27 protein-coding genes and 1 pseudogene are annotated in these 23,906 nt (G+C 55.1%); 8 read left to right on the top strand and 20 right to left on the bottom strand.

Annotation, left to right across the window (positions count from 1 at the left end; all coding sequences use genetic code 11):
* Positions 1-9: 9 nt before the first annotated feature.
* From glgP to ACYX34_RS11640, 9 genes are all read right to left on the bottom strand, one after another.
* Complete coding sequence (gene glgP, locus ACYX34_RS11680; protein ID WP_462076737.1) at positions 10-1,743, bottom strand: alpha-glucan family phosphorylase; 1,734 nt, start codon at positions 1,741-1,743, stop codon at positions 10-12.
* Positions 1,740-2,999 carry a glycosyltransferase gene (locus tag ACYX34_RS11675; protein ID WP_462076736.1) on the bottom strand — a complete coding sequence of 420 codons (1,260 nt, stop codon included), beginning with the start codon at positions 2,997-2,999 and terminating at the stop codon, positions 1,740-1,742. Before ACYX34_RS11675 ends, glgP begins: the two co-directional genes overlap by 4 nt.
* A 431-nt stretch (positions 3,000-3,430) precedes the next feature.
* On the bottom strand, positions 3,431-4,123 hold the full coding sequence (locus tag ACYX34_RS11670) for a LuxR C-terminal-related transcriptional regulator (protein WP_462076735.1): 693 nt from the start codon (positions 4,121-4,123) through the stop codon (positions 3,431-3,433).
* Between the two features lie 847 nt (positions 4,124-4,970).
* Entirely contained in the window at positions 4,971-5,348 is a 378-nt protein-coding gene (locus ACYX34_RS11665) for a hypothetical protein (protein ID WP_462076734.1), read from the bottom strand.
* A gap of 15 nt (positions 5,349-5,363) precedes the next feature.
* Positions 5,364-5,570: a hypothetical protein gene (locus tag ACYX34_RS11660; RefSeq protein WP_462076733.1), complete on the bottom strand. Its 207-nt coding sequence runs from the start codon at positions 5,568-5,570 to the stop codon at positions 5,364-5,366.
* Positions 5,571-5,799: 229 nt separating this feature from the next.
* Positions 5,800-6,462 carry a response regulator gene (locus ACYX34_RS11655; RefSeq protein WP_462076732.1) on the bottom strand — a complete coding sequence of 221 codons (663 nt, stop codon included), beginning with the start codon at positions 6,460-6,462 and terminating at the stop codon, positions 5,800-5,802.
* Positions 6,459-9,266 (bottom strand): PAS domain S-box protein, encoded by a 2,808-nt coding sequence (locus tag ACYX34_RS11650; protein ID WP_462076731.1) that lies wholly within the window; start codon positions 9,264-9,266, stop codon positions 6,459-6,461. Before ACYX34_RS11650 ends, ACYX34_RS11655 begins: the two co-directional genes overlap by 4 nt.
* Positions 9,267-10,223: 957 nt before the next feature.
* Positions 10,224-10,475, bottom strand: a complete 252-nt coding sequence (locus ACYX34_RS11645; RefSeq protein WP_462076730.1) for a DUF2934 domain-containing protein — start codon at positions 10,473-10,475, stop codon at positions 10,224-10,226.
* 54 nt (positions 10,476-10,529) lie between these two features.
* Positions 10,530-10,769 (bottom strand): hypothetical protein, encoded by a 240-nt coding sequence (locus tag ACYX34_RS11640; RefSeq protein WP_462076729.1) that lies wholly within the window; start codon positions 10,767-10,769, stop codon positions 10,530-10,532.
* Positions 10,770-11,468: 699 nt separating this feature from the next.
* On the opposite strand from ACYX34_RS11640, the gene ACYX34_RS11635 reads away from it, so the two are divergent.
* From ACYX34_RS11635 to ACYX34_RS11600, 8 genes and pseudogenes are all read left to right on the top strand, one after another.
* On the top strand, positions 11,469-12,893 hold the full coding sequence (locus ACYX34_RS11635; RefSeq protein ID WP_462076728.1) for a sigma-54 interaction domain-containing protein: 1,425 nt from the start codon (positions 11,469-11,471) through the stop codon (positions 12,891-12,893).
* A 443-nt stretch (positions 12,894-13,336) separates the two neighbouring features.
* A pseudogene (gene iscU / locus ACYX34_RS11630) lies at positions 13,337-13,760 on the top strand (Fe-S cluster assembly scaffold IscU).
* A 295-nt stretch (positions 13,761-14,055) separates the two neighbouring features.
* The gene (locus ACYX34_RS11625; protein WP_462076727.1) at positions 14,056-14,403 is read left to right on the top strand and encodes a 4Fe-4S dicluster domain-containing protein; all 348 of its coding nucleotides are present in this window, start codon (positions 14,056-14,058) and stop codon (positions 14,401-14,403) included.
* Between the two features lie 23 nt (positions 14,404-14,426).
* The gene (locus ACYX34_RS11620; RefSeq protein WP_462076726.1) at positions 14,427-14,831 is read left to right on the top strand and encodes a hypothetical protein; all 405 of its coding nucleotides are present in this window, start codon (positions 14,427-14,429) and stop codon (positions 14,829-14,831) included.
* A 42-nt stretch (positions 14,832-14,873) separates the two neighbouring features.
* Positions 14,874-15,194, top strand: coding sequence for an iron-sulfur cluster insertion protein ErpA (gene erpA, locus ACYX34_RS11615; protein WP_462076725.1), 321 nt, complete (start codon positions 14,874-14,876; stop codon positions 15,192-15,194).
* A gap of 27 nt (positions 15,195-15,221) precedes the next feature.
* The gene (locus tag ACYX34_RS11610) at positions 15,222-15,458 is read left to right on the top strand and encodes a rhodanese-like domain-containing protein (RefSeq protein WP_462076724.1); all 237 of its coding nucleotides are present in this window, start codon (positions 15,222-15,224) and stop codon (positions 15,456-15,458) included.
* A 2-nt stretch (positions 15,459-15,460) separates the two neighbouring features.
* Positions 15,461-16,057 (top strand): NADH-quinone oxidoreductase subunit NuoI, encoded by a 597-nt coding sequence (gene nuoI / locus ACYX34_RS11605; protein WP_462076723.1) that lies wholly within the window; start codon positions 15,461-15,463, stop codon positions 16,055-16,057.
* A 31-nt stretch (positions 16,058-16,088) separates the two neighbouring features.
* Positions 16,089-16,271, top strand: coding sequence for a hypothetical protein (locus ACYX34_RS11600; RefSeq protein WP_462076722.1), 183 nt, complete (start codon positions 16,089-16,091; stop codon positions 16,269-16,271).
* Between the two features lie 706 nt (positions 16,272-16,977).
* Here ACYX34_RS11600 and ACYX34_RS11595 read toward each other — a convergent pair.
* The 11 genes from ACYX34_RS11595 to ACYX34_RS11545 form a co-directional block, all read right to left on the bottom strand.
* Positions 16,978-17,304 (bottom strand): Tll0287-like domain-containing protein, encoded by a 327-nt coding sequence (locus ACYX34_RS11595; RefSeq protein WP_462076721.1) that lies wholly within the window; start codon positions 17,302-17,304, stop codon positions 16,978-16,980.
* A gap of 33 nt (positions 17,305-17,337) precedes the next feature.
* Positions 17,338-17,562, bottom strand: coding sequence for a hypothetical protein (locus tag ACYX34_RS11590; RefSeq protein ID WP_462076720.1), 225 nt, complete (start codon positions 17,560-17,562; stop codon positions 17,338-17,340).
* Between the two features lie 52 nt (positions 17,563-17,614).
* Positions 17,615-18,130, bottom strand: a complete 516-nt coding sequence (locus tag ACYX34_RS11585) for a hypothetical protein (protein WP_462076719.1) — start codon at positions 18,128-18,130, stop codon at positions 17,615-17,617.
* Between the two features lie 179 nt (positions 18,131-18,309).
* The gene (locus ACYX34_RS11580) at positions 18,310-18,894 is read right to left on the bottom strand and encodes a hypothetical protein (protein ID WP_462076718.1); all 585 of its coding nucleotides are present in this window, start codon (positions 18,892-18,894) and stop codon (positions 18,310-18,312) included.
* Entirely contained in the window at positions 18,891-19,481 is a 591-nt protein-coding gene (locus ACYX34_RS11575; protein WP_462076717.1) for a hypothetical protein, read from the bottom strand. The genes ACYX34_RS11580 and ACYX34_RS11575 overlap by 4 nt, the downstream gene beginning before the upstream one ends.
* A gap of 531 nt (positions 19,482-20,012) precedes the next feature.
* Positions 20,013-20,519 carry a hypothetical protein gene (locus tag ACYX34_RS11570; RefSeq protein ID WP_462076716.1) on the bottom strand — a complete coding sequence of 169 codons (507 nt, stop codon included), beginning with the start codon at positions 20,517-20,519 and terminating at the stop codon, positions 20,013-20,015.
* Positions 20,520-20,550: 31 nt separating this feature from the next.
* Positions 20,551-20,799 (bottom strand): DUF2934 domain-containing protein, encoded by a 249-nt coding sequence (locus tag ACYX34_RS11565; protein ID WP_462076715.1) that lies wholly within the window; start codon positions 20,797-20,799, stop codon positions 20,551-20,553.
* Between the two features lie 32 nt (positions 20,800-20,831).
* Positions 20,832-20,966: a hypothetical protein gene (locus ACYX34_RS11560; protein WP_462076714.1), complete on the bottom strand. Its 135-nt coding sequence runs from the start codon at positions 20,964-20,966 to the stop codon at positions 20,832-20,834.
* A gap of 174 nt (positions 20,967-21,140) precedes the next feature.
* On the bottom strand, positions 21,141-21,434 hold the full coding sequence (locus ACYX34_RS11555; RefSeq protein ID WP_462076713.1) for a hypothetical protein: 294 nt from the start codon (positions 21,432-21,434) through the stop codon (positions 21,141-21,143).
* A 585-nt stretch (positions 21,435-22,019) separates the two neighbouring features.
* The gene (locus ACYX34_RS11550; protein ID WP_462076712.1) at positions 22,020-22,202 is read right to left on the bottom strand and encodes a hypothetical protein; all 183 of its coding nucleotides are present in this window, start codon (positions 22,200-22,202) and stop codon (positions 22,020-22,022) included.
* A gap of 317 nt (positions 22,203-22,519) precedes the next feature.
* Positions 22,520-23,668, bottom strand: coding sequence for a saccharopine dehydrogenase family protein (locus ACYX34_RS11545; protein WP_462076711.1), 1,149 nt, complete (start codon positions 23,666-23,668; stop codon positions 22,520-22,522).
* Positions 23,669-23,906: the final 238 nt, after the last annotated feature.

The following is a 23,906-nucleotide window of genomic DNA, read 5'->3' as shown; positions in this document are numbered from 1 at the left end:
ATCCTGCCGTTAGCCGCGGCGGACATACTCTCCGACCAAGCGATAGGCGTTGTGGAGATACTGCGCCATCATCCTCTGAGTATTGAAGAACCCTCCGTTCAATGCAATCGACTGTCGCATAATATCGAGAAAGCGTTCACGGTCCTTGTAGAAACAGGGCCCGACGCTCTGTTCCAACTTGTCATACAGCGCCGCGGCATGGCAGGCATCCATCCCCCCGCTCGGCTCGAGGCAGGTGTCGATCCGATCACCGATCGACCAGCCTGTGACGTTTTCCACATGGCCTTCGACCCACCATCCATCAAGCACGCTCAGACTCGGCACGCCATTGACCGCCGCCTTCATCCCGCTGGTTCCTGAGGCCTCCATCGGAGGGAGCGGCGTATTGAGCCACACATCCACTCCCGCACACAGGAGCTTGGCGAGCGTCATGTCGTGATTCGTGAGGTAGACGACCGCGACCTTGCCCTGCAGGGCGTCACGAAGCTCGTGAATCTGGTGAATCAGGTTCTTCCCATCCTGGTCGTGCGGGTGTGCCTTACCGCCAAAGACGATTTGCAGCGGTCCGACCTGTCGGGCAATCATGGCTAACCGTTCGATGTCATGAAAGATCAAGCTTCCCCGTTTGTACGCGGCGGCTCGTCTGGCGAATCCAACCGTCAGGGCATCCCGATCAAACCCGACATTCGTCTCACGATTCACATAGTCGACGAGCGCCTGCTTCGCGACCATGTGCGCATCCCAAATTTCCTGCGCCGGAATGCTGATCGCGTATCGCAGCGAGAGCTGATCATGCCGCCAGTCCGGAAGATGCCGATCATAGAGCATTTGAAATGAGGGAGCAGCCCATGTCACCGCATGAACCCCATTGGTGATCGAGTGAATCGGATAACCAGGGAAGAGGCTGTTGGACACCTCACCGTGCTTCATCGCCACGCCATTGACGAACCGCGATCCACGCAACGCGAGCTGTGTCATGTTCAAACTCTGATCATGACCGCAAGCTTTGAGCCGTGCACAGCGTCGGTCGCCGAGCACGCGATGGGCGAGGTCCAGAGGAAATTGATCGTGACCGGCTGGCACCGGCGTATGCGTCGTGAACACACACTGTTCCCGTACAGCATCGATGAGATCGGCGGGAACCGTTTCCTCATGAGTACGCGAAGCCAGTTTCTCTTCGAGCAGAGCAAGCACGAGCAGGGCCGCGTGCCCTTCATTCATATGGAACCGTCGAATCTGACTATATCCGAGCGTCCGCAACAAACGGAAGCCTCCGAGACCCAGCACCATTTCTTGGCATAGACGATAGTAATCGTCGCCGCCGTAAAGCGTATCCGTCAAAGTCCGGTCCCAGGGCTGGTTCTCAGGGAGATCCGTGTCGAGAAGATAGACCGGCACTTCACCGCCCGACTCACCTCTCACGAGAAACTGCCAGGCTCCCACATGCACGGTACGCCCTTCGATCCCGACCGTGACCCGCTGGTTCACTGGTTTGCAGTAATCATTGATCGGCCAGGCCACCGGTTCTTCACGCTGCCACCCCTGTTCATCCAGCCGCTGATAGAAATACCCGCGTCGATGCAAGAGCGTGACGGCAACCATGGGAATGTCGAGATCGGCAGCCGACCGAATCGTATCCCCTGCCAGTACGCCTAACCCTCCCGCATAGGTCGGCATGTTGGGGTCCAGCCCGATTTCCATGGAAAAATAGGCGACGAGTGGGTCGTCGGACCGGTCTGTCATGTTGTCTGCACCACCTGTTTGATGAGTCGCAGTTCGTCACGAACCAGCCGCGGCAGGAGAAAATGTTGGCGCACATGTTCGCGGCCCGCTCGGCCGAACGCTCCCCGTTCGCCCGGTCGCTTCAGCAGATCGAGGACCTGCTCCGCACAGCCTTCCACGCTGTTCACAAGGTTCTTCTGATAGGCCTCCGGAAACTGCATGGGAATCCCCCCGGCCTTTCCGGCCACAACCGCCTTTTCTTTCCAGAAGGCCTCGGACACGACCAACCCAAATCCCTCTCGGAGTGATTTTTGAATCACGACATCGGCTCCGCGTTGGAATACGTTGACCTCCATACTGCCGACACCGGCCAGATTTGTGAAGACAAAGAGATCCGGGTCGTTTGCGGCTTGCTCCTCCACACGATCCAGAATTTCCCACCCTTCCGGATCATCGCCCGCCATCGCGCCGATCAGCACCAATTGAACCGTCGGGACTTCTTCTTTGATCAGACGGTACGCGCGCATCACCCCCAAGGGATCCTTCCATGGATCAAATCGAGACACTTGCACCAGCAACGGCCTCGTCGGATCAACACCGGAATCCGCGATCGCACGACGGCATAAGTCTTCCGGTAATTCCATATTCTTCGTGGCCAGAGGATCGATCGCCGGTGCGATGATGGCCATGTGCTTGGCCGCCAAACCGGGCAAGAGAAAGTCCGCCATCGTAAAGACGACCGCATCGTACTCTTCGAGATACGGTCGCAAGAAGAGGCTGACATCCTTGTCCGGTGTGGAACTGTCGATGTGACAACGCCAGATCCACTTCGCATTACGTGGGCCGGTGAAGTGCCGGATGGCCGCCGGCTGTGGGTCATGTACGATATAGACATCATAATCGTTCCCCAGCGCCTTGGCGCTGCGCTGGTTCACACGGAGATAGAGCTCCTGCTCTGGCTTCCGCAGATCGTAGTGCCCACCTTGCAAGGCATTGTGAAACGCCTTGGTGATGGCAAAGAATTCCGGCTCACCGTGAATGAGCCGCCAGTCGGCTTGAACCCCGAGCGCTTGCAACATGGGCACGTACCGGGCTAATAACTCCGCCACCCCACCACCCGCCGCCGTTGAGTTCAGGTGGCAGATCTTAATCCCTGCCAACTCTTTTCCAAGTGCGATGAGTTCTTCATACACCTCATCGTTCATCAGTGCACGGTAACGATTGACGTTGGCTTGGATCGCGCCGCAACGTCGTCCGATTCCTACTTTTGGTAGCATCGACTTTCCTTCTGACATTCGGATCTCCTCCTCACTCCGGTTCATGAAAAAACAGTTCTGTGCCGTCACTAATCCTGCCAACTCAGCCACAAGTCGAACCTGCAAGATTTTGACTCCAACCCAGTCGCGTCTCAAGCAAAAGAACTCGGGGGAGAAGTCTCCGGCAGATCACACACTCCGCTTCCGCACTCACCGCAGTGGATGGAGTGCAAGGAGAACGCCGGTGGACGAAGAGAGACCCAACGGCTGCCTTCAGGCTGAAAACGCTCAAGAGTTAAGATGGTGAGTGCAGCGAACCGATGGCTCCAGGGGTATCCCGCTACAGGAGGCATTTCGTCTCTGTCGCAGAAGGCAACAACGGCCTCGCGAGAGTAGGACTGGCGTATGATGGCAAGTTCTGAATCGAGATCCTAATCGAGATGAGAGCATCCTCATGGTAGTGAGACCGGCACGGAACAGAATTGATGTGTGTGTACTAGAAGCTTCTGCCTATTGGACACACCGACTTTATCGAAAATATTGGTCAGATGATGCCGGACCGTACTGTCAGTAATACACAACCGATGAGCAATCTCTTTATTCGAGAGCCCCTGGCGGACTAAACTAATCACCTCTCGTTCGCGCTGGGTCACGACATCAGGCCAAACAGGCAACGGTCCTTCGTATTCGACCTTCTGCTTGGGCATTGCCTGCAGCTCCTCCCCCACATGCTGTACAGCCTGGCCGCAGTTCTTCACAGGGGCATAGAGCGCCTCAACCATGGCCAGCATGACTGCAGGAGGCTGAATCTTGAGAATGATCCCGTCGACACCGCATGCAAAAGCTTCGTACAGCCGTTGCCGGTCTTCAATCCCGCTCAACAACACGACCTTACTGTTCGGAGCCAACTTCCGAATTTCTTTGATAGTACCAACGGCGTCGTGTTCGGTCTCAAGATCAAGGATGAACAGGTCTGGTCGGTGTGCGGCTTGGAGCAGGTCAGGCGTCATCCGCTGGTGCGGCTGCACAACAATCCGGAGCATTTCTTCATGCTCGAACAGTTTCTGCAAACCCAAACACACGAGAGGTTGACGACTAACGATCGCGATCCTGAGGGGTGAAGTCGCTATATTGGTGCCGATCATGGCTGCTCCTTTCACTGACGTCGCATGTAAGTAGAGTCTCTTCACAAAATCGATCGAGCACGTGCTTCATCACCTCGTTAGAAACCGCTTTTTCTTTGCTCGAACGGTGTTTAGGGTCACCATGGCCTCGGAACAACTGTCCATTCATTTACGCATAACTCATACCTACGCCCTCCTGTGGACACACGTTGTGATTTGTTCAGGAAATGACTGAGTTATCAGAGGCTTGGCTCAAGCTGGATTTGTAGGAGTGAATACTGATGATCTCCATCAGCATCGGAGAGATTCAATCAGATACAGCCTGTATCTTTTTCGATCCACCCTAATAGTTATACGCGACACCGTGCTCGATCGGATTGCTCCCTGGTCCACAGACTCGACTACCAGCAGGGTCTCCACCTGGGAGTTCATTCACATCTACCATGAGCATCGCGCGGATGGCGCACTACTCAAATTGGGCATCGGCTAAGCCTACTCCACCTATGCGTGCAGGTATCCGACGTGATGAAAGGAAAAACGAAACTGAAGAGCCTCCAGGCTCTGACACTGAGAACATGGGGACATATGCGGCAACCCTGGTGGGAAAATGCGATAAACGGCTCAAGCCGATCGCAGCATCGTCGTCTCGAGCATAAAGGTTTCCATAGTGTTGCACTGGCTCCGTCCAATTGGAGGAGCACCGACAGAGTCTTCCGGCAACTTCGCCACCTTCCAAGGCGTGAAGCACTTCGCATCAATCACTCGGCTTTCGTGCAACGGCACAGCTCTCCGCTAAAGATAGGAATGCGATCCTGCACCCGTGCGTCTCTCAGCACATCCTGGCTTCTCGCACAACCTGCTCCAGCGCTTACCGCCCCTGATACGGATCGTCAAAGATCGCTTGGCATTCAAGGCAGCGCACCTTGCCGCTTCGTTTCTTACCCCTCGTCAGCACATCATCAATCGCCCGGCTGTGGGTACAAGGATTTGTCGCGGTCGTTCTGCTGGCTGGTTGAACCGTCACGGATTCCGTTACGAGTTCCATGATGTCCTCCGTCAGGTGTGCGGTCACCGCATCTGTCTCTGCAACATGATTGTCTTTTTCTATAGATCCTCCGGCCAGGGTATCTATGTTCCAGGCGCACCATCCTAAATATACCCTTCGTTCATCCGGTTCGATGAACTCACCACAGACTTCGAGCGCCTCAGGACGAACAGCATGGGCATTGACCACACGTACGACCATTCACTCCTTCTGCTGTTAGGCCTGCACCCAGTAATTCCTGTCGGTGTCCAGCGTCAGGCACACCTGACCGATTCGGGTGAGGTAGTCGATCGCCAGAAAAACTTGGTCCGTCGTCAGGTCAGGACAGAGCCCCTCAACCGATTCAAGAGGACAACGCGTCCCCCGTTGCTGAAGCGCGGTCAGGACCCGATCAATGTGGGTCTGATCGATGGTGATCGACACGACCGTAAGCCGACTCCTTTTGAATGTCGCGTGCGACTCTAGCGCAACGATGTATCCGTAAAAACTAGGCGTTCGCCCTGGTTGTCGGGGTGAAAGTTACCTGACATACAGCCTCATTGTTCGAGTTCTCTTCATGGCTGTCGTAGGTGGATCAACGGATGGCCGGCAAACTGCTCATCCGTTGCGGTGACTCTGGGAAGGCGACCGCTCATGGTAGACTGCGGGAGGATTACGGTTGGTCGCCGGCGAGGCCCTGCGTGATGGCATACCGCATCAACTCTGCCGTGGTATGGATGTTCAGTTCCTGCATCAGACAGGTCTTATGGAATTGGACGGTCTTCACGGATACGCTCAACAGAGTAGCAATCTCCTTGGTGCCTTTCCCTTCCCCGATGAGTTGCAATATTTCACGCTGTCGAGCGGTCAATTCGTCCAGCCCGCCTTTGATGGTCGGTGTCTCTTCCGACCTCAGCGCTTGGTCGATCACTGGCTTGGCGATCGAGGGAGTCAGATAATGTTTCCCTTGCATCAGCGCGGTGATCGCCTGAGGCAACTCGGACGCGGCCGACTGTTTCAGCAGAAATCCGTGTGCGCCGACCTTAAACGCTTCCGTCGCGTAGCGAGGGCTCGCATGCATCGTCAGAAAGAGAAGCTTTGTCTCGGGCAGCGTTTTCTTGAGATGCCGAGCAGCCTCCAAGCCGTTCAAGAGCGGCATGGAGATATCGAGAAGGATGAGATCCGGTTTAAGTCGATCAGCCGCCTCGAGCAAGGCCCGGCCGTCCTCCACGGTCCCCACGACCTCACACTGATCCTCGATCAGCTTGCGCACCCCGGCCAGGAAGATAGAATGGTCGTCGGCCATCAACACACGAGGCTTACTCGCTTGATTCATGCCGGTGCTCCTCCATTCGATGAAACCTCGCACTGGCCGAGAGGAACCCACGCATGAACCTCTGTCCCGTCATCTGGTTTAGTCTTGAGGCGGAACGTGCCCTGCAGCGCCCCCACCCGTTCTTCCATGCTGATGAGACCGAGCCCTTTTCGTCCATTGGACGTCTGGTGGTTCTGGTCAAACCCGCGTCCGTCATCATGGACACAGAGACCGACGCCGCGTATCGAGCCCAAGAGCCTGATCACGACATAAGTCGCGCTGGCATGCTTGCGCACGTTCTGAAGGCTTTCCTGCAGGACCCGATAGAGGCACGTCGCGCGGTCGAGAGAGAAGGCGGTCGGCAGGTTGCGCACCTGGACTTTTGTTTTCAGCCCCGTCCTCGCCTCAAACTCTTCCACATACTCTTGGACTGCCGCTTCCAAACCGACATGTTCCAGAAGTGACGGGTGCAGCTGATGGGCCAGTCGTTGGAGGTCCGTCGTGATCTGCTCCGCCATTTTTCCGGCTTGGTGAACATGCGCGAGCAAGGACGCCTCCGATCCAGGCGTCACTGAGCGGATGCCCTGCAGATCAATCGCCACCGTGGCAACCCGTTGCGTGATATCGTCGTGTAGTTCACAGGCAAGTCGCCGTCGTTCTGTCTCCTGAGCCATGAGCAGCTTCGCGGTCAGCTCTTCCAACTTCGCCTGAGACCTTTCCAACTCTCGCTGCTTCACGTAAAGAGTTTCCTCCACGCGCTTGCGGTCGGAGATATCCAGATGGGAGAGTACGACACCCTGGGATTCCACCAACGGCGACACACGGAGGAGGAACCAGCGCTTTTCATCGGGCGAATGACAGGGGTACTCCGCGCTAAACACTTCCTGCCTCCCCGCCAGCACCGCTTCGATACCGGAGAGGATCGGGAGTACCCTGGTATCGCCGTCGGCAATGGCCCGGCGGCATACCTCAAGATAGTTGTCCCCCGCCGCCCCGATGGTCCGGAGCGTATCGGAATTCACCTGAGCAAACTCTTTCCACGGTTGATTCGTCCGGATGATGACCCCATCCCGATCCAATACACAGACATGGGCCGAGAGCGAGTCCAACACCTCTCGGGTAAAGGCCTCCTTCGACTGGAGCAACCGCTCATCCCGCTTGCGCTGAGTGATGTCCGTCACCAGCGCCACAAAGTACAGAGGCCTGCCCCGGTCGCTGAAGAGAATGGAGACATGCATCTGGACCCAGACGGGGCTGCCCGATTTGGTAAGGTACCGATTCTCGACGCGAAACCAGCCTCGTTTCCTTTCCAGTAGTTGTTGCACCAGTTCCACGTTCTGTGCGCGATCCTCGGGATGGATCAGGGAGGAGAACTGCCGCGTAACCAGCTCTTGGGCGGAGTAGCCGGTAATATCGCAAAATGCCGCGTTACACTGGAGCAGATTCCCCCTCTCATCGGTGATCGCAATGCCTTCCGCCGCATGCTCGAAGAGCTTGCGGAACCGCTCCTCGCTCTCTCGCAAAGCCGTCTGAGTCCGTGCACGTTCGATGAAATCTCCAACCTGACGAGCAAGCAGGTCCAAACGCGCCAGAGCATGCTTGTCGATCTGGATCGGCGTCTTATAGTGCGTCGAGAACATGCCGATCAGTTTGCCCGACCTGTCCGTCAACGGCGTAGAGACGACTGAGCACACGCCGACTTGCAGCAGCGTATCCCTCGCAGCCTCGTCGGTATAAATCGGACTTTGCCTCACATCGTCGATGATGACGCGCTGTGCGCGCTGCAGCGCCGTGCCGCACGCCCCCTGCCCCTTAGGCACCTCATTCCAAAACTTGACCCACCAGTCCGGAAATCCCCGCTCCGCAACAATCTTCAAGTGGCCGGACTCCGGATCCAACAGCTGGATGTTCCCAAAGTCAGACCTCGCAACGACGATGGCCGCATCCACGATCTGTTCCAGCACCGGCGGCTTCGTATCCTCGCTCAAGGAGAGCTGGCCCAGCTCATTGAGCACCGTCATGACCTTGAGATCGGCCTTCAACTGTTGTTCGCTGTCGTTCAGCGCCGCCGTACGTTCAGCGACACGCTGCTCGAGTGTTTTATTGAGCTGGCATAGCGTTTCCTCAGCCTGCTTACGCTCGGTAATGTCCTGATTCACCCCGACCATACGAATCGCCCGCCCGGCTGCATCTCGCAGCGTCGTCGCCTTCGCATGGATCCAGCGAATCGTTCCATCGGGGCGGACAATACGGTGATCGAACGCATAGGAGATGTCGGGATATTCCAACGAAAGTCGCGCGATTCGTTCTGCCTCCTCCACATCGTCCGGATGCACCAGCCGTCGCCAATGCTCATAGGTCCCTTCAAATCCACCGACCGGAAGGCCCCAGATCCGCTCAGTCTCCGGCGACCAGATGACTCTTTGCGCGGGAATATCCCAATCAAACGTCCCGAAATTGCCAGCCGACATCGCCAACCGCAGTCGCTCTTCGCTCCCATTCCTCTCCTGCTTCGATGCAATGATCTGCTGGGTCGATTGTTTTTGGAGAAGCAGGAGCCAGCCGATGATGAGGAGCAGCGCCGAGGCCATGGCTCGATTGGTGACGACCTCCAGCGTCAACTCGCCGGGCGAGAATGCCGCTCCGATCCAGGTGAGGAGGAGGGCGCTGCCGGCAAGAAGGATAGTACTGTGCCGGCCTGGTAACGACCCTGAGAGCAGGATCGGCAACACATAGAGCATCGGCACCGCATAGCCCATCGGCAGCAAGAGATCGATACCAAATACGACTGCTGCAATGATCCAGCCGCCTGATGGTATGGTCACAGCCTCATCCCCTCATCGAAAGATGATTCCATTACCAACACCACGGTGAATGCCTGTTTGGCTTTGCTAAGGTCGCAGAGCCAGTCTTGTCTCGTGGACATGCCCAAAGCCTCTACACAGTCGTAGAGGCATTTGATTCTAGGCTTGGACCTCTAGGCCTAGCAAGTGCACAGAAGAACCAACTCGAGAAAGCGTTAAACCTAGCTCATTTTGTGACCTAACCAGGGCAACTGCCTAGGTGCTCGCGATGATATGCTCTTGATCCTAGTCACATGTCGCCTCTTGTGCCAACTTGCCAGGAACCGCCGAGGACAATCTCCTCCGCCCGTGTTCTGTCGACAGGCACCGATACCCTCATGTTCTTCCTTCGACTTTTGCCCTTTCCATCTATTGATACCGGCCCGGCATTCCCATCGCTCAGAAGCAGGTCCGCATACATGAGGAGAACGGCTTACCAGGGAATGGCTTACACATAGGAATTCGGCACAGGAGGAAACTACATGAGGATCCGGGGATATGACTGTCGACGATACAGCGGCATGATGGTCGAGACCTATTCGGAGCTGCTCAGTCCACGGCGACTAGAGATCACGTACTCGATGTACCCCGCCATTGTTCATCTCGGAAAGGGGGATCACCTGGCTGGCTACACAACACCCCTGATGCCTGAAGAAAAGACTGTGCTTGTAAGCGATGACGTGTTCGGAAATGCCGGGCTGGAGTGTGAGTGTGACTCGTGGCGACGTCGTTGCACAGCAGCACGAATATCTCACAGAGCCTCGAATCAAATGAGGTGCCTCTGTCCTTTGGAGAGGATCAAGCAAGTCGAACCCACTCTTCAATCAGACAAACACCGAGCCCGCATTAGGTACTCTCAGAGCGCTGTTTCCCCTGGCGCAGATGCAAAGAAACTGATTGGCCCCTGTCAGACAGAGGCACCTTGTCGTTACCTAGCCACTAAGCCTGGAAAGTCCGGTTCAGAATCTCGCTTTCCGCATCCAGCCAATCCTGCTCGGCATAGCCTTCACGGCAACCTCGTTCAACGTACAGCTGATAGGCTCTCGCGGTAATTCGTACATGCACGTCGTCGAACACCGAATCCTTCTTTGGAATGGCCCTCTCTGTCGGCGATGACGCCTGAATTCGACTCACTTGTTGAATAACCGGTTCCTTCTTGGCTCCCTGCTTCGTTGGCTGGGATTTCATCATCGCTCTCCTTAACTTATGGAGCATTTGCCGTGGCTGCGCAGGGCCCCCACGACACTACATAATCTTCGCTGATGGTGGGATCAGGGAAACCTGGTCGGCCATGTGGACTGAATAGTGTCCGCCCCTTTTGGGTGTCAGCGTGACAGCTCCCTCTCGGTTCAACCGATCAATGGCCGTAAAGACTTGGTTCCAGGTGAGGTCTGGGCACTGCAACACCACTTCATCGAACGCAGTGCCCGGCGAACGGATGATAATCTCGAGCACGGGATGATCTGCTGTGGAATATGGTGGCATAATTCCTCCTTCCGTTGAAAAACGACACCGTCTCGAATCGGAATTGTGCAGGATATGTGCCATCCCGCCATACTGAGAAGTTTCAGTACCATAGACCCATGAGCCGGTCGTCCATGCAGAGAAGAGCGTATGGTTCATCCTCTCTATATCTGTTCGAATGTGAGAATTGAGACAACGTTACACCACCGATAACGCGACCCGAGACCATACGACGCTCGAGCGGTGGGAAATCGCTGATGCCTTCAGAAGACAGCCTTTGAAACAATGTTTGGGAGCCGAACCACATCGTGAGCGGGCGATATTGCACCAGTGGCACGTGCGAAATCTCAATCATCTGCTTCCCCCTCGTTCGCTCGTGGTAATCGGCACATCGGAAAATGCATACGGTGAGTTACGGGGTGATGAGGGAGCTGCTGAGCGATAGGTGTACAAACGCCATCCTGCTTACGTCGCGCTTCCACATGGAGCAGTAGTCGACTTCGTGTGGAATGCCATAGGAAGGCAGGCATAAATATTGTCGAGAGCGAGCGTTTCCAGAATGCGGCGGATCATAGCTTTGCGTACCACGACGTTCTCATTCTTTTCCGCACTCAGCATGAAACCCTTTCGCCCCTGATGCTTAACAGAGCTTCTCTTACGCGTACTGCTTGACTACTCAATAAGGCTAGGGATTAGAATGACCTTGCTAGGAACGACGACATGACACAACTTCTTCTTCAAAAAATACGCTGCGAAGAAGCCGCGCTTCTCGATTGCATCGGCGATGGGGTAGTCACGATCGACCTCGATATGAAGATTCACTATATGAACCGGGCGATGCGGGAACTGCTGGGATACGAGGAGAGTCAGCCTGTAGAACACCCGCCTAGCTGTCATTTCCTAGTTCAGGGCTCTATCTGCTTGACTCAGGACTGCATCTTGGAACGTGCCATTCGTAACCGAGAAAAAGTCAGAAATTATGAAACAGTGATCCAAAACAAGGACGGTCGGAAGATTCCGGTGAGTCTGAACACGGATCTCCTCCGCGACGAGTGCGGCAATTTGGTAGGGATCGTTGAGACCTATCGCGATCTGAGTCAGATCAATGAGCTCAAGACAAAGCTCAAACAGCACACAGGCAGCAGGACAAGCGGCCCACTTGTGGCGCGAAGTAAAACACTGCAAGGGATTCTAGATCTGCTGCCACAGGTTGCCAACGCAAAAGCGACCGTACTGATCGAAGGAGAGAGCGGTACGGGAAAAGAATTGATTGCCAGAGAAATTCATCGGTTAAGTCCTCGGCGGGATCAGCCGTTCGTCGCAGTGACTTGTGCGGCGTTGGCAGAGGGTGTGTTGGAAAGTGAACTGTTTGGCCACGTGAAGGGCGCCTTCACCGGAGCGATCGCCGACCGTTTGGGAAGATTCGAGATGGCTCACAGGGGAACTATCTTCCTGGACGAAATTGCCGACATCAGTCCTCTGGCCCAGGTCAAACTTTTGAGGGTGCTGCAAGAATCGGAATTTGAAAAAGTCGGCGGGAACAAGACCGTGAAAGTCGATGTGCGGGTGATCGCCGCGACGAACAAGAGTTTGGCAGCAGCGGTTGAAGGAGGGCATTTCCGGGATGACCTCTATTATCGATTACAGGTATTCCCGATTCGAATCCCCCCCCTCCGGGATCGTCAAGAGGATCTGCTGCCACTCATCGAACATTCGATGGCACGACTCAATCTGACGATGGGCAAGAATGTCAGGCACATTGACAGCCCTGCTCTGAAACTGTTGGAGGTCCACCAATACCCTGGCAACGTCCGTGAGTTAGAAAATATCCTCGAACATGCCTTCATTCGATGCCCAGACCACACCATCCGATCAGAGCATCTCCCAGAATACTTATGCTCTGACCGATCTCAGCAGGAGCATTCTTCCAGAGAGCCCCAGACAGCGAGCGGGATCACGCTTGCCGCCCTTGAACAAGACGCGATCGTGCATGCGCTCAAGCAAACGAACTGGGACTACAAGAAAACCTGCAAGATCCTTGGATTGAGTCGGTCAACCCTGCTCAGGCGAATCAAACACTACAAACTACTTCGCACGCCTGATTCAAAACGATCCGATGCATTCCAAATTGACACTCGTAACTGATTGATTATACTTATTCGCCTTGCCTGCCAGCTTCATATTGAAACTGTCCCATCCGTTCCATCTCTCCTTCCAGAAATAAAACCCTCGCAAATCAACGGGTTCGGCATCCTATTTGATTGAGTGTCGTTGGCACTCGATCTGCACAAGAAAGTGGTATCAGGCAGTTTATGGGTCTTCATCATTCTCAACAAAGAAGGGCGTACGTCTGTCCACAGAGGATTCGCTCTTGCCAGCCCTTCTCGACCTGCGGAAAGGATCTGATGCGGAAGTGAATGACAAGACGATCGTCTTTAATCGATTGGTTCATCTCGTCGATGAAGACGGGCTCATTCGGCTAGGCCTGAAACTGGTGGAACAGGTTGCCCACGTGGAAGGTCGAATTCCTGTCGCATTCAGCAATGTCGCGCACACGTCTCTTAGAGTATCCAAAGGAGGACGGCACCATGGCATACAGCGACAAGGTCGTGGATCATTTCACTCATCCCCGCAATATGGGGAGTTTTCCGAAAGAGGATCCCCAGGTCGGCACCGGCATGGTCGGAGCGCCGGAGTGCGGCGACGTGATGAAGCTTCAGATTAAGGTCCAGGACGATACGATCGTCGACGCAAAGTTCAAGACGTTCGGCTGTGGATCCGCCATCGCGAGTTCAAGTTTGGCTACGGAATGGCTGAAAGGGAAAACGCTCGCAGACGCGAGCCAAGATCAGGAACACGGACATTGTGCAAGAGCTGAATCTGCCACCGGTCAAGATTCACTGCTCTGTTCTAGCAGAAGATGCCATCAAGGCCGCCTTAACGGATTTCCAACAGAAGCAGCATGCCGGTCTGACGGCAGTGGTGCAGCAGATAATGGTGGTGCAACCCTAACCATACCCATCATCGCGATCCGCGAGAGAACACCATGAACTGTCCGCGTTGCAATGGGTGGATGATAGAAGACGAATACCTCGATATCGAGGACTTGATAGGTCAATGCCGACTGGTTGCCTGGCGCTGTTTGATCTGCGGCAAGGTCCTGGGCCCAGTAATTCTGAAACATCGGAGATCCACTCCACAACCGATGGTGGACCGAGCCAGACTTCCCTGCGTCGTTCACAATCTCTTCAAGGTTCATTGAACGAGCCGAGGGATTCGCCGGTCGCAAAGACAAGGAACGTGTTGCATGGCACTACTCATCACGGATGACTGTATTTCTTGCGGAGCCTGTTTACCGGAGTGCCCCAACGAAGCCATTTTTGAGACACGTAGCGGTGCCGAAGCCAAGGGTAATCACGTCGGCGATGGGCAAGGTGTCGGCGATAATATCTATGTGATCACTCACGAGCGCTGCACGGAGTGTGTCGGCCATTTCGACGAGCCGCAATGCGCGGCAGTATGCCCGGTTGACAACTGTTGTATTTCAGACCCGGCTTACCCTGAATCGAAAGCGGTTCTACTTGAACGAGCCACACGCCTCAATCCAGACAAAAAGATCCACCCCAATAAGGTCTGGACCGGAGTTCGTGGATGAATATGTTTGAGCAGGGATGAGCCATGGCTGAGGACGTGAGGGTTGCCGGCATGAGCGAAGTTCCCCCTGGCAGCGGACGTGCCGTAACCGTGTTTGCTGAGAAGTGTGTCTGGAGGAGCTGGAGTAAGACCGACGGCCTATTTGAACAGCGTTCTCGTGCTGTTACTAGTTATTTGATCTTACTCATTATGGGAGAACTGGCACAACTCGTTCCATCAATCACATATGCGATCAATCAAGAGCGAACTAGCGAGGACCGAATGATCACAGCCAAGGGCCAGTTCCTCCAGCTGACATGGACGGCGCTAACCTTCGTCCTTGTTCTTGGTGCACTCTCGATGATCTGGCCCAGCATCATGGCCCTATTTGTCGGTCTATTTCTGCTGCTCCGATCTTGCCACGCCGAACAAAGCGCTGCGGTGCTGTGATCGTCTTTGCCTCGTGATGCACGATTACGAAAGGAGCTGACGATGCTGACTATCTCATCAGATGCGGAATGCAAACTTCGTGAGTTCATCCAGCAAGAACCCGAGGCGATCGGATTACGCATCTATGTCCGCGGTGGGGGCTGTCACGGATACCAATATGGCATGGCGTTTGAGGCCAAGATCGCCGAGGACGACACAGTGATCGAAAGAGGAGACCTCAAGATCATGTTGGATTCGCAAAGCACTCCGCTCCTGAAAGGATCCGAAGTGAAATATCTGGACAACGTCCAAGGCTCCAGGTTCTCGATCAAGAACCCGCAGACCAAGACGACCTGTGGATGCGGAAGTTCCTTTAGTGCCTAAGAAGTCTTTAAAAGAAGGGAGTGCGTGATGATTCCGACCATCACCCTCCGTGAACTGAAGGACCGGCTCGACAAGGGAGACAAGCCGGTACTTCTCGATATGAAAGAGCCGTGGGAATACGCCCTCGTCAAGCTTGATAGTTCACATCTCATCCCACTCGGCACGCTCCCGCAGTCCGCCGCGAGGGTGGATCGAAACACAGAGATTGTGAGGTATTGCCACCGCAGCATATCCGATACAACTCTAGCACCAATAACGGTCTGAACATGTCCACGCCAACACCCGTAGCAATTCCCAAAGCACCTCGTAGAGCCAAGTCAACTTCGAAACTTGTCCAATGGCTGAAGACCATCACGCTTTACGAGATCGCAGTTGGGATGAAGACCACACTGATGCACCTCCTTCGTTATCATCCCATCACAATTCAATATCCCCACGAGAAGCGCACCTTACCGGACAACTACCGAGGCATGTTGGGGTTACTCCGATACGACGATGGGACTGAGAAATGCATAGGCTGCGACCTCTGTGAAGCCGCCTGCCCCAGCCGCGTGATCTCGGTCATCAGTGCGGAGGTGCCCGGAGAACCGATTAAGCGCTATGCCAAAGAGTATTCTATGGACATGACCCGCTGTCTCTTCTGCGGCATGTGCGTCCAAGCCTGCCCCGTCGATGCGTTGGCCATGACGCAGGAATTTGAATGGTCGACCTATGACAAGCGGGACCTCTTTCTTAACAAACAGCAGCTCCTCGCCATCGGCGACCGTAATTTCTCAGTTCGAGAAAGACGGTTGGAGTTCCAGCATCCTAATGTAGCTTTCTTCAATGTTGCGTTTCAGGACAACCGTCCGAAAGAGTTCTAGAGCATTGGACATATTTGCAGGCAATCCACCTATGAACAGAAAGGTGATCTGGGGCAGCGAGTGGGACCAGCTGCTGGCGCATGATCACGAAGGTCTGCTGGTACGCCGAATGGATGAGGTCGTCGGCGGCTGGTATCAAAAGTACACCGTGGAAGGAGGCGCGTTTGCCCGTCAATATTTCTTCGGCTCCGATCCACGGCTGTTTCAATGGTAGCGTCCTATTCAGATGAGCAAATTCACAAACTGTTGCGCAGCAGCCACGACCTGCGGAAAATGTATGCCGCTTACAAAGCTGCTGTCGAGCATCGTGGCGCCCCTCCGTAATCCTTGCCAAGATAGTGAAGGGCTACGGACTTGGCGAAGCTTGACGTCAGCCGTAGACTTTGGCAATCCAGATTTTGTGCGCTATGCCGAAAGCTTCGTGGCGAGGGATACCGCGTCAAAGAGCCTTCGGATCTGCGTCCGATCCTGGAACAGGCACTACAGCACCACCGGGCGGTTGTGATTGATTGTCCTATCGACGACGAAGAAAATCTTCGGCCCACGGAACGGCTGCAGTCTCTCAAATCTCCCTCAGGTGAACGTGATCGTCGGCACAAAGCTGATCTGCGGTCCCCGTACGTTGGAAGACGACGTACCTCACGAAACGTGATATTTACGTATATTTAACAGTATTAACGAACTGAATTCGCTCAGCCCACGAGAGGCATCAATAATATTATCCTCCATGACAACCTGGTGTGTGTAATACAAGTTCCTGACACTTTCAGCGGGGCCTTTCCTTAGCGTGCGGTATCATCCCAAGTTTGTAGCGCCCCATTGTGGAGTTTCGGCGGCGGGGTCAATCCTGGCAACGTTTTCTGGCTCCATACCGGTCGGTCCCAGCGAGTCCTGACCTGACCCTGAGGCAAGTCTCGGCGCTACGGAACCGGAAATAAGATGATGATTCCTCCTATCACATCATAGAGCTGATAGTCCCGCTTCGGGCTCGTAGGATGGTTGTTGTGACACTGGACGCAAGCTTTCGTGACAGCCCGGTCCGCGTAGATCGCTTTGAAATATCTTTTGTCGCCTTGGACAATCATGCCGGTATAGGGTTTCTTTGGATCGTTCGCAACCGCCTCTAGACCTGCGCGTTCAAACTGATCGGCGGGTCTGTTTTTGTCATAGATAGGCCACAAACTCGCCAGCCTGAGGCGTAGTCCCAGATCGTACCCTTGAACCTCCTGACCCGTCATTTGGAGCATCTGCGCCGGAAGAGGTACCGTCCCTCTTGCCCTTCATTCTTCGGAGGCTTCGGTGATCTCCAGATCCTGCAAGCGTTCGACCACGTGGGTTGAATAAAGGGTGCGTTCGGCTTGAATGATCGCATGGAGATATTCCGCCACGATCTCCGGAGGAATGCCCGGCGGTTCCGCAGCCTGTGCGGGCATCCATTTGGTGACCGCAACCACGAGGACACAGAGCCCGATGAACTCTAGAGTCCCTTTACCTTTTTCACGCATGGTACACCTCCGGACCATAGCCACCCACGACCACGTCTTATCGGCATCGCTGCTATTTGGATGATGCCTCCACAATAAAGATTTCACCGCGCATCGAATCGTCAAGGAACTTCCCGTGAACATTGCACCAGAAATGGAACTGATCATAGCCGGCGTCCGGGACATCGAAGCGAAGAGCCACGCGTTCGTGCGGATCGACTCGAACTCCGGCAGCCGTCAAGGTGTAGACCATGGTCGCCTTGCCCGAAATCTGAAGATCTACTTTATGGAGCAACGGTGAGACAAACTCATGCGCTACGTCGTCTTCATTGCGCAACAGAATTACGACATCGCTTTGGGGGGTCAGCGAAAATGTCGGTTGGCTCTTGTTTTGTTCAGCCCCTTTGAGGATGTGGAAGAACTTATCTTTCATGACAAGCACCACATCGGGCGCCTCCTCAAGTCCCTGTGCCAAGGTGGCCTTGGGGAATCCCCAGCCCAGCACTACCGCCAGGCTCATGAGCGTGACCACCGCGGGAGATAACGGCAATCGCGATAGCCTTCTTCCCACGTCTTCTTTTTCCTGCATAGATGGTCCCACCGGAATCATTCTATTTCAGAAAGAGAGGCCTTCGTTGCCTATCACACGTCTTGTCACATGCTTATGGGATGAGGCCTGCCCCCGAAACATCTGGAGAGCGGAGCGGCAGTAGAAAAGGACCGGGTCGTCCAAAATTTTTCGGACGACCCGCGTGACCCGAATGACCATCAGCCGCCGCCGATTTCTCCTTTTGTTTCGATGACCAGCATTTCACCGCGCATTTTGTCCCCATGCTCCTTGCCGTGAACGTTACAGTAGAAGATATCGTAGGCACTCTCTCTGGCGCCGTAGGCATCCGACTCAGGGATCGGAACCGTGAACTCAAGGGTCACATCCTGTCCTGGATCCAGCCGAACACCGGAGGCTCTCCCTGCCCTCACCATTGTGGCATTGCCCGAGATGTGGAACGGGATGTCCCGGAACATCGTAGAAACGAACTCGTGGGCCACATTGTCCCTGTTCCGGAGCCGGATCATGGCCGGCATCCCCGCCACCAGATCGAAGCCTCCGCTCCTGCCTCCTTTCGTGATCTCGAAGGCCTTCCCATCGATCCTGATTTCGACGTCGACTTCCTTCGATGCCACCGACTCCGGAGGTTTCACTTTGGCCCAGAACTCACGTACTTCCTGGACCGAAATCATGTTGGCGGCGGAGTAGGTGGGTGGGTGCAGCTGTTCGAACCGCTCCTTCGTGACAAGCAGCATCATTTTTGGTTTGTTGGGTTGCGGCCATTCCTCTTTGAACTGAGTCATGGGGCAAGAAGTATGGCGTTGTTGTCCGCATCGACGAGGAGGCCGTACGACGTCCCCAACAGAGTGTCGGTGAGCGTCCCTGCGAAATGACCCACAGGGTTCCCGTCTTTCGTCTCGACCGGATAGGCCGGCCCTGACTTGAACGCCAACATTCCGTGCGGAATATCACCCTCCCACGCTTGAGGCAGCCCCAGTTGTGCAGTACGTGAGACCGGAGGCGAGGCATGCCGAATGAGGCTAGCCCATCCCAGATCCGAGATCTCGGCTCTCACGGTGTCCCCTGGGATAAACGGACAGTCCCCGATCCGAAAACCGCTCCCGGGCTTCGCTGCGATTGTTGTTTCTTTGTTGCCGGGACAAACCGGGCAGATCAGGTGAGTCCCTTCCGTTACCCCGACTCGCACGACATCACCGGAATACTTCCTGATCCAGTAGGCTTCTTTTTCGATCCTGACAATATACCCACTCAGCATGTATTCGGCCCCACCAACCGTCACTTGCGCTTTTTCTTCAAAGGACCCGGCACTCGCGGTCGCAGCAACGGCGAGCGCGACGACGACTCCACCTATGACGTGGAAGTAGCCCATAGCTCATCCCTTCTTGCGACAGATGATCTTCACGATCTGTTCGTCCCATTCGTTCTACCGCAGTTTGCGGATCTAAACTGGCCGTGACAAAGCGGCCCCGGTGCGGTTCAGTAATAAGTATGGCTCACGATGATCACCGTCTACACCAACGGAAAGGAGTTGTTTCAGAGTCTGAATTGAGTAACACAGCAAGGGAAGCAACAGGAGGGCGTCGAACTACATCACGGCCGCATCAGTTTTGGAATTGATCTTCTTGGCCGTTACGAGACCGATTGAACGTACTTCATGGAACCAGCATGATCCCCTCCTTCGCTCACCCCTTTGAGTCGTCTCACTCCTCAGCCTCCTTATCTATGCGCCGACATCCGTCCCGCCGCTTGTCGCTCAGCAAGCCCTTGTGGCCCGCTGCATTAAAGCGCCTACCATTCCTCTCTCCTCCTTGGTTCGGAATACTCTCGGTGACAGGATGCAACTCCTAATCTTGAGAGAACTCCGACGCCAATCGGCATATCTGCAGACATGCCTAGACAATCAGCGGATTGGGTGGATATCAACGACCATATTGTCCTCGTTCAACTCCACCTGCACACGTTGGCCTTCCTTCAGAACAGCCAACCTGCTGCCAGTCGCGTCATCTACCGCGAACGTCTGCTTCCCTTCCGCAGTCGTGATCTCGACGACTTCCCAGAGCCGGTCCGCATAGGTGAGTTTCCCATCGATGTTGTGATGTCCTGCCGGTGGAATGTCTTTCCTGTGCACGTCGATCAAAAGGTTGCTCTCATCGATGACCAGGATAACCTCATCACCCGCCTTGGCCTGGGCGAGCCCCATACGCTCAGCTTTGTGGAGGCTCACCGCGCGATGCCCTAGGCGTTCCGTCGGCGTGAAATACATGAGACCGGATTGGATCTTTTCGACCGTGGTCGTGAGCTGTTGGTGTGGGGAAACCTCAGCTTGACTCGCCGTACTCACACACAATAACCCTCCACCCCACATAAGACTCATCGCCACAATGATACTGACAAAAATGGGACGCATAGTGCCCCTCCTTTCTGGACTCATGCGTGTGCTAACTCGGCACGGTGAGACTCAGTACCTCCCGCTCGGCATCCAACCAATCTTGCTCGGCCCATCCCTCCCGACACCCTCGTTCCATGTACAGCTCGTAAGCACGTGCCGAGATACGAGCATTCACATCATCGAACGGCTGGTTGTTCCGCGTGACAGGCTTTGTCACGATCAATGGGTCGTTGTCCCCTCGACCAAGAATCATGAACGATTTCTTCTCCGTCACCTGTTTCGTAGTTCCAGTCTTCATCAGAGCTCTCCTTTCCTTGGTTCCTATGGCCTTCACTTCGTCTCCTCGTATGCTGTTCTCAGATCACTGGCTGTAGGATGTGTGCTCTTGACCCCCGTGATGGCGACAAAAATCAACACGGCTGCGACCACGATCATCCCCACCAGATACAACCAGACCTTATTCATGACTGACTCCTTTCTGCGACTCACACCACTCGGTTGTGCCAGACGTACTCGGACGCCTCACTCACAGGTTGGTTCGGGGACTGCATGTTTCGCCTTATCGGATTGAACCACTTGGTGACCCCGCCCCCACTTCACCTGTCGGGTCTCGACCGAGAGAGTGCAGCGTGCGACGCTTTACTGCTTTTTCGCGGGGTGCTCGGCCTCTTCCGCATGACCCAGAGCCATCTCCGCATGCCTCAGCGATTCCTTGGCATGTTCGAGCGCCTCCATGGCGTGTGGATTTTCACTGCCTTTGAAGGCCTCCTCCAAATGTTTGATGGTTTCCTTTTCGTGGGTAATCCCCTCCTTCGCGTGTTTGATGACCGCCTTGACGTGCCCGTCTTCGGCCGCGACGGCCCAACTCATGACACCGCCTGCCAGTACCGTCCATACCAAGCTTGCAGCCATGACCAGTTTGAGCCAGTTCATACGTCCTCCTTACGAATTTATCGATCAATGGGTCCTCAAGCTGAGCCTAATACCGTGGGAGCACGACCCCCTGTTCAGAATCTCAGATGATCGAGGTGTAGGCTGGTATCCTGGTCTCACACTGCCGAGCACCAGGAACCTCGCGGCTCAACCCCATCTCTTTGTGCGTCCCTCATAAGAGGTCGTCAACGATCGCGAACATCCGAGACAGCGAACCTGGCCCGTCTTCAAATGATGACGTCCACCGCCATACACACTCCCCTTTCCTCTGATAATCATCTTCAGTCAGCTTACTTCGGTGACCTCACAAGGTGACCTAGCCGTTCACCCGGGCCATCAGCCGAACGTTGCCTGACAACTGCTTCAATGTTGATTGGTGCCCTGTGGAGAGTGCCTTCCATTCTCTCTTGAAGAGGAGAGGCCATGGCATGATTCGATGAACGGCCGATCACGGACCATGTCAGGATGAGAAGGAACTGCGGAGCAGAACCGGGTCAACCGGATGCATAACTCAACGCAGGACAGCGATGGCGAGCGTGGTCGATCTGGATGAAGCTAATGTGCGCACAACCTTCGAATCAATCCTCACGGCTGTTTTAACACTTCCGCACTCAGCATGATGACTTCGATCTCTTCGGTGATCTCTTCCTGACGTAAGCTGTTTTGTCTCAGGGCAAGCTCTGCCATGTCTTTTTCCAAGCGCTCAATAGCTTGTTCCATGTCGAGGAAGTCGATCACCAAAGAGATTTGATTGCGGGTTAAGTCCACGAGAGCCCCGAGACCTTTCACCGGATTAGGGTGTCTTCTGCTGTTGCGATGCGGTCGACACTCGTACCTTTTCACATGATGACGTCCGCCGCCATACGCACTCCCTTTCCTCTGGTGATCATCTTCAGTCAGCTTACTTCGATAACCTCACAAGGTGACCTAGCCATTCACCCGGGCCATCAGCCGAACGTTGCCTGACAACTGCTTCAATGTTGATTGGTGCCCTAAGGCGCTGCGCCATTAGGGCAGGCACCGAGGAGCACAACCGCGCCCCTGTCCCTCCGGAGCAACTCGTGCATTCTTGTGAGGGCTCGAGGTTATTCACGAGTCAGGGAGGTGACTTTTCGCGTGAGTCGGATCCCGCTCCTTCGAACGGCCTGCAAAATATTCCTGCGAGCGGTAGCGGGTAACGCCTCGGGAACATAGACTCCTGTCAGTTCATGCGGCATGCATTTCACGAATAAGGTCGTTAGATGGGCAGTGCCCCAGGCAATCGGTGACGATGAAATTCTTCGTCGGCGCAGCTCGAACATCGAGGGGAACTGGGCATCCCAACGGATAAGGCACGACCGTCCCTGCTTGTCCCCATATACCAAGACCGCCAGGGCAAAACGCTCATTGTGCAGGATTCCTTCCTGAACCAATGTCGTCATCGCGGCTGGGGTCGGTGTCGCAGGAAATCGTACCGGGCTGAGCCTTCGAGACTGGCGCAATTTCCCCTGGCGATACCACCGCCGAAGACGATCGATGTCCATCCCTCCGATTTTCGCATCCATCTGTTTCAGGCCAAGGGTTCGCGGAATCGTCACGACCTCATCTTGTGCAGCCAGCACGACCCCGACCCGACCGATCGGTCCGGGAAACCGGAAGAGTTCACGTTCTCCAAATCGAGGGCCGTAGCGAAATCGACCCTCGCGATAGATACGGGGACGTGAGACCGCTTCATCAAATGAGGACTCCGCCGACCACTGTGACACCGGAGCGTCGCTCGCCGTTTCTTCAAAGATCCGCACCTCCACCTTGTCCACTCGATCAAGCTGAGCAGCAGCCTGCACCGCAAAGAGATTCGTCAGGCCAGGTGCAGCACCTGCGTGAATCAGCGCCCATTGCTTGTTCTTCCGAAACTGTTGATCAAAGCGGAACTGCTCCGGTCGAAAGGGGTCGGCTCGCAAGTGTGAGGCCGTGTCGAGGTAGTGTGCTCCCAAGCTCAGAGCGGCGCGCATGACGATGTTGTTGAAGACGGCAGGACAAGCATTGATGAGCAGGTGGCATCCTCCGGCAGCCTTGACGATACTGCGGAGATTCCTCGCATTGACCTGCTGAACCGCAATCGGGGATTTCGCACCGAGAAACTCGCGCGCACGGACGGGATCTCGGTCGCCACACGAGACGTGATGCCCCTGACGAGCAAGTAACTTCACCAGGAGGGAACCGGTCGCTCCAACTCCGAGAACAAAGACCTTCATGGGGTCGCCACTGTACCATAACTTCCTTCCCGCATCGTGGATGCTCGGAAAGAGTGCGCTGCGCGCGCGTGTGTCTTCGGGACAAGTTGAAGGAGGAACTGGACGCTCACGTCCGATGAGAAAGGCTGGTGGAGATTGCTGCAGAGTAGGACAACCACTGCGGCATGAAGGGACAACCTGCTCAGATCAGGGGTGAGGATGGCCGCTGGATTACGAAGCAGCTCTGAAACGCGGATGA

The organism is Nitrospira sp. CMX1, assembly GCF_054902215.1.
Note: the sequence above shows the minus strand (reverse complement) of the source record. Positions and strands in the feature narration are given on the sequence as shown.

Bases quoted from the DNA above. Each gene is read 5' to 3' on its own strand.
- glgP (WP_462076737.1), bottom strand. From the start codon at position 1,743: ATGACAGACCGGTCCGACGACCCACTCGTCGCCTATTTTTCCATGGAA.
- ACYX34_RS11675 (WP_462076736.1), bottom strand. From the start codon at position 2,999: ATGCTACCAAAAGTAGGAATCGGACGACGTTGCGGCGCGATCCAAGCC.
- ACYX34_RS11670 (WP_462076735.1), bottom strand. From the start codon at position 4,123: ATGATCGGCACCAATATAGCGACTTCACCCCTCAGGATCGCGATCGTT.
- ACYX34_RS11665 (WP_462076734.1), bottom strand. From the start codon at position 5,348: ATGGTCGTACGTGTGGTCAATGCCCATGCTGTTCGTCCTGAGGCGCTC.
- ACYX34_RS11655 (WP_462076732.1), bottom strand. From the start codon at position 6,462: ATGAATCAAGCGAGTAAGCCTCGTGTGTTGATGGCCGACGACCATTCT.
- ACYX34_RS11645 (WP_462076730.1), bottom strand. From the start codon at position 10,475: ATGATGAAATCCCAGCCAACGAAGCAGGGAGCCAAGAAGGAACCGGTT.
- ACYX34_RS11640 (WP_462076729.1), bottom strand. From the start codon at position 10,769: ATGCCACCATATTCCACAGCAGATCATCCCGTGCTCGAGATTATCATC.
- ACYX34_RS11635 (WP_462076728.1), top strand. From the start codon at position 11,469: ATGACACAACTTCTTCTTCAAAAAATACGCTGCGAAGAAGCCGCGCTT.
- ACYX34_RS11625 (WP_462076727.1), top strand. From the start codon at position 14,056: ATGGCACTACTCATCACGGATGACTGTATTTCTTGCGGAGCCTGTTTA.
- ACYX34_RS11620 (WP_462076726.1), top strand. From the start codon at position 14,427: ATGGCTGAGGACGTGAGGGTTGCCGGCATGAGCGAAGTTCCCCCTGGC.
- erpA (WP_462076725.1), top strand. From the start codon at position 14,874: ATGCTGACTATCTCATCAGATGCGGAATGCAAACTTCGTGAGTTCATC.
- ACYX34_RS11610 (WP_462076724.1), top strand. From the start codon at position 15,222: ATGATTCCGACCATCACCCTCCGTGAACTGAAGGACCGGCTCGACAAG.
- nuoI (WP_462076723.1), top strand. From the start codon at position 15,461: ATGTCCACGCCAACACCCGTAGCAATTCCCAAAGCACCTCGTAGAGCC.
- ACYX34_RS11600 (WP_462076722.1), top strand. From the start codon at position 16,089: ATGAACAGAAAGGTGATCTGGGGCAGCGAGTGGGACCAGCTGCTGGCG.
- ACYX34_RS11595 (WP_462076721.1), bottom strand. From the start codon at position 17,304: ATGCTCCAAATGACGGGTCAGGAGGTTCAAGGGTACGATCTGGGACTA.
- ACYX34_RS11590 (WP_462076720.1), bottom strand. From the start codon at position 17,562: ATGCGTGAAAAAGGTAAAGGGACTCTAGAGTTCATCGGGCTCTGTGTC.
- ACYX34_RS11585 (WP_462076719.1), bottom strand. From the start codon at position 18,130: ATGCAGGAAAAAGAAGACGTGGGAAGAAGGCTATCGCGATTGCCGTTA.
- ACYX34_RS11580 (WP_462076718.1), bottom strand. From the start codon at position 18,894: ATGACTCAGTTCAAAGAGGAATGGCCGCAACCCAACAAACCAAAAATG.
- ACYX34_RS11575 (WP_462076717.1), bottom strand. From the start codon at position 19,481: ATGGGCTACTTCCACGTCATAGGTGGAGTCGTCGTCGCGCTCGCCGTT.
- ACYX34_RS11570 (WP_462076716.1), bottom strand. From the start codon at position 20,519: ATGCGTCCCATTTTTGTCAGTATCATTGTGGCGATGAGTCTTATGTGG.
- ACYX34_RS11565 (WP_462076715.1), bottom strand. From the start codon at position 20,799: ATGAAGACTGGAACTACGAAACAGGTGACGGAGAAGAAATCGTTCATG.
- ACYX34_RS11560 (WP_462076714.1), bottom strand. From the start codon at position 20,966: ATGAATAAGGTCTGGTTGTATCTGGTGGGGATGATCGTGGTCGCAGCC.
- ACYX34_RS11555 (WP_462076713.1), bottom strand. From the start codon at position 21,434: ATGAACTGGCTCAAACTGGTCATGGCTGCAAGCTTGGTATGGACGGTA.
- ACYX34_RS11545 (WP_462076711.1), bottom strand. From the start codon at position 23,668: ATGAAGGTCTTTGTTCTCGGAGTTGGAGCGACCGGTTCCCTCCTGGTG.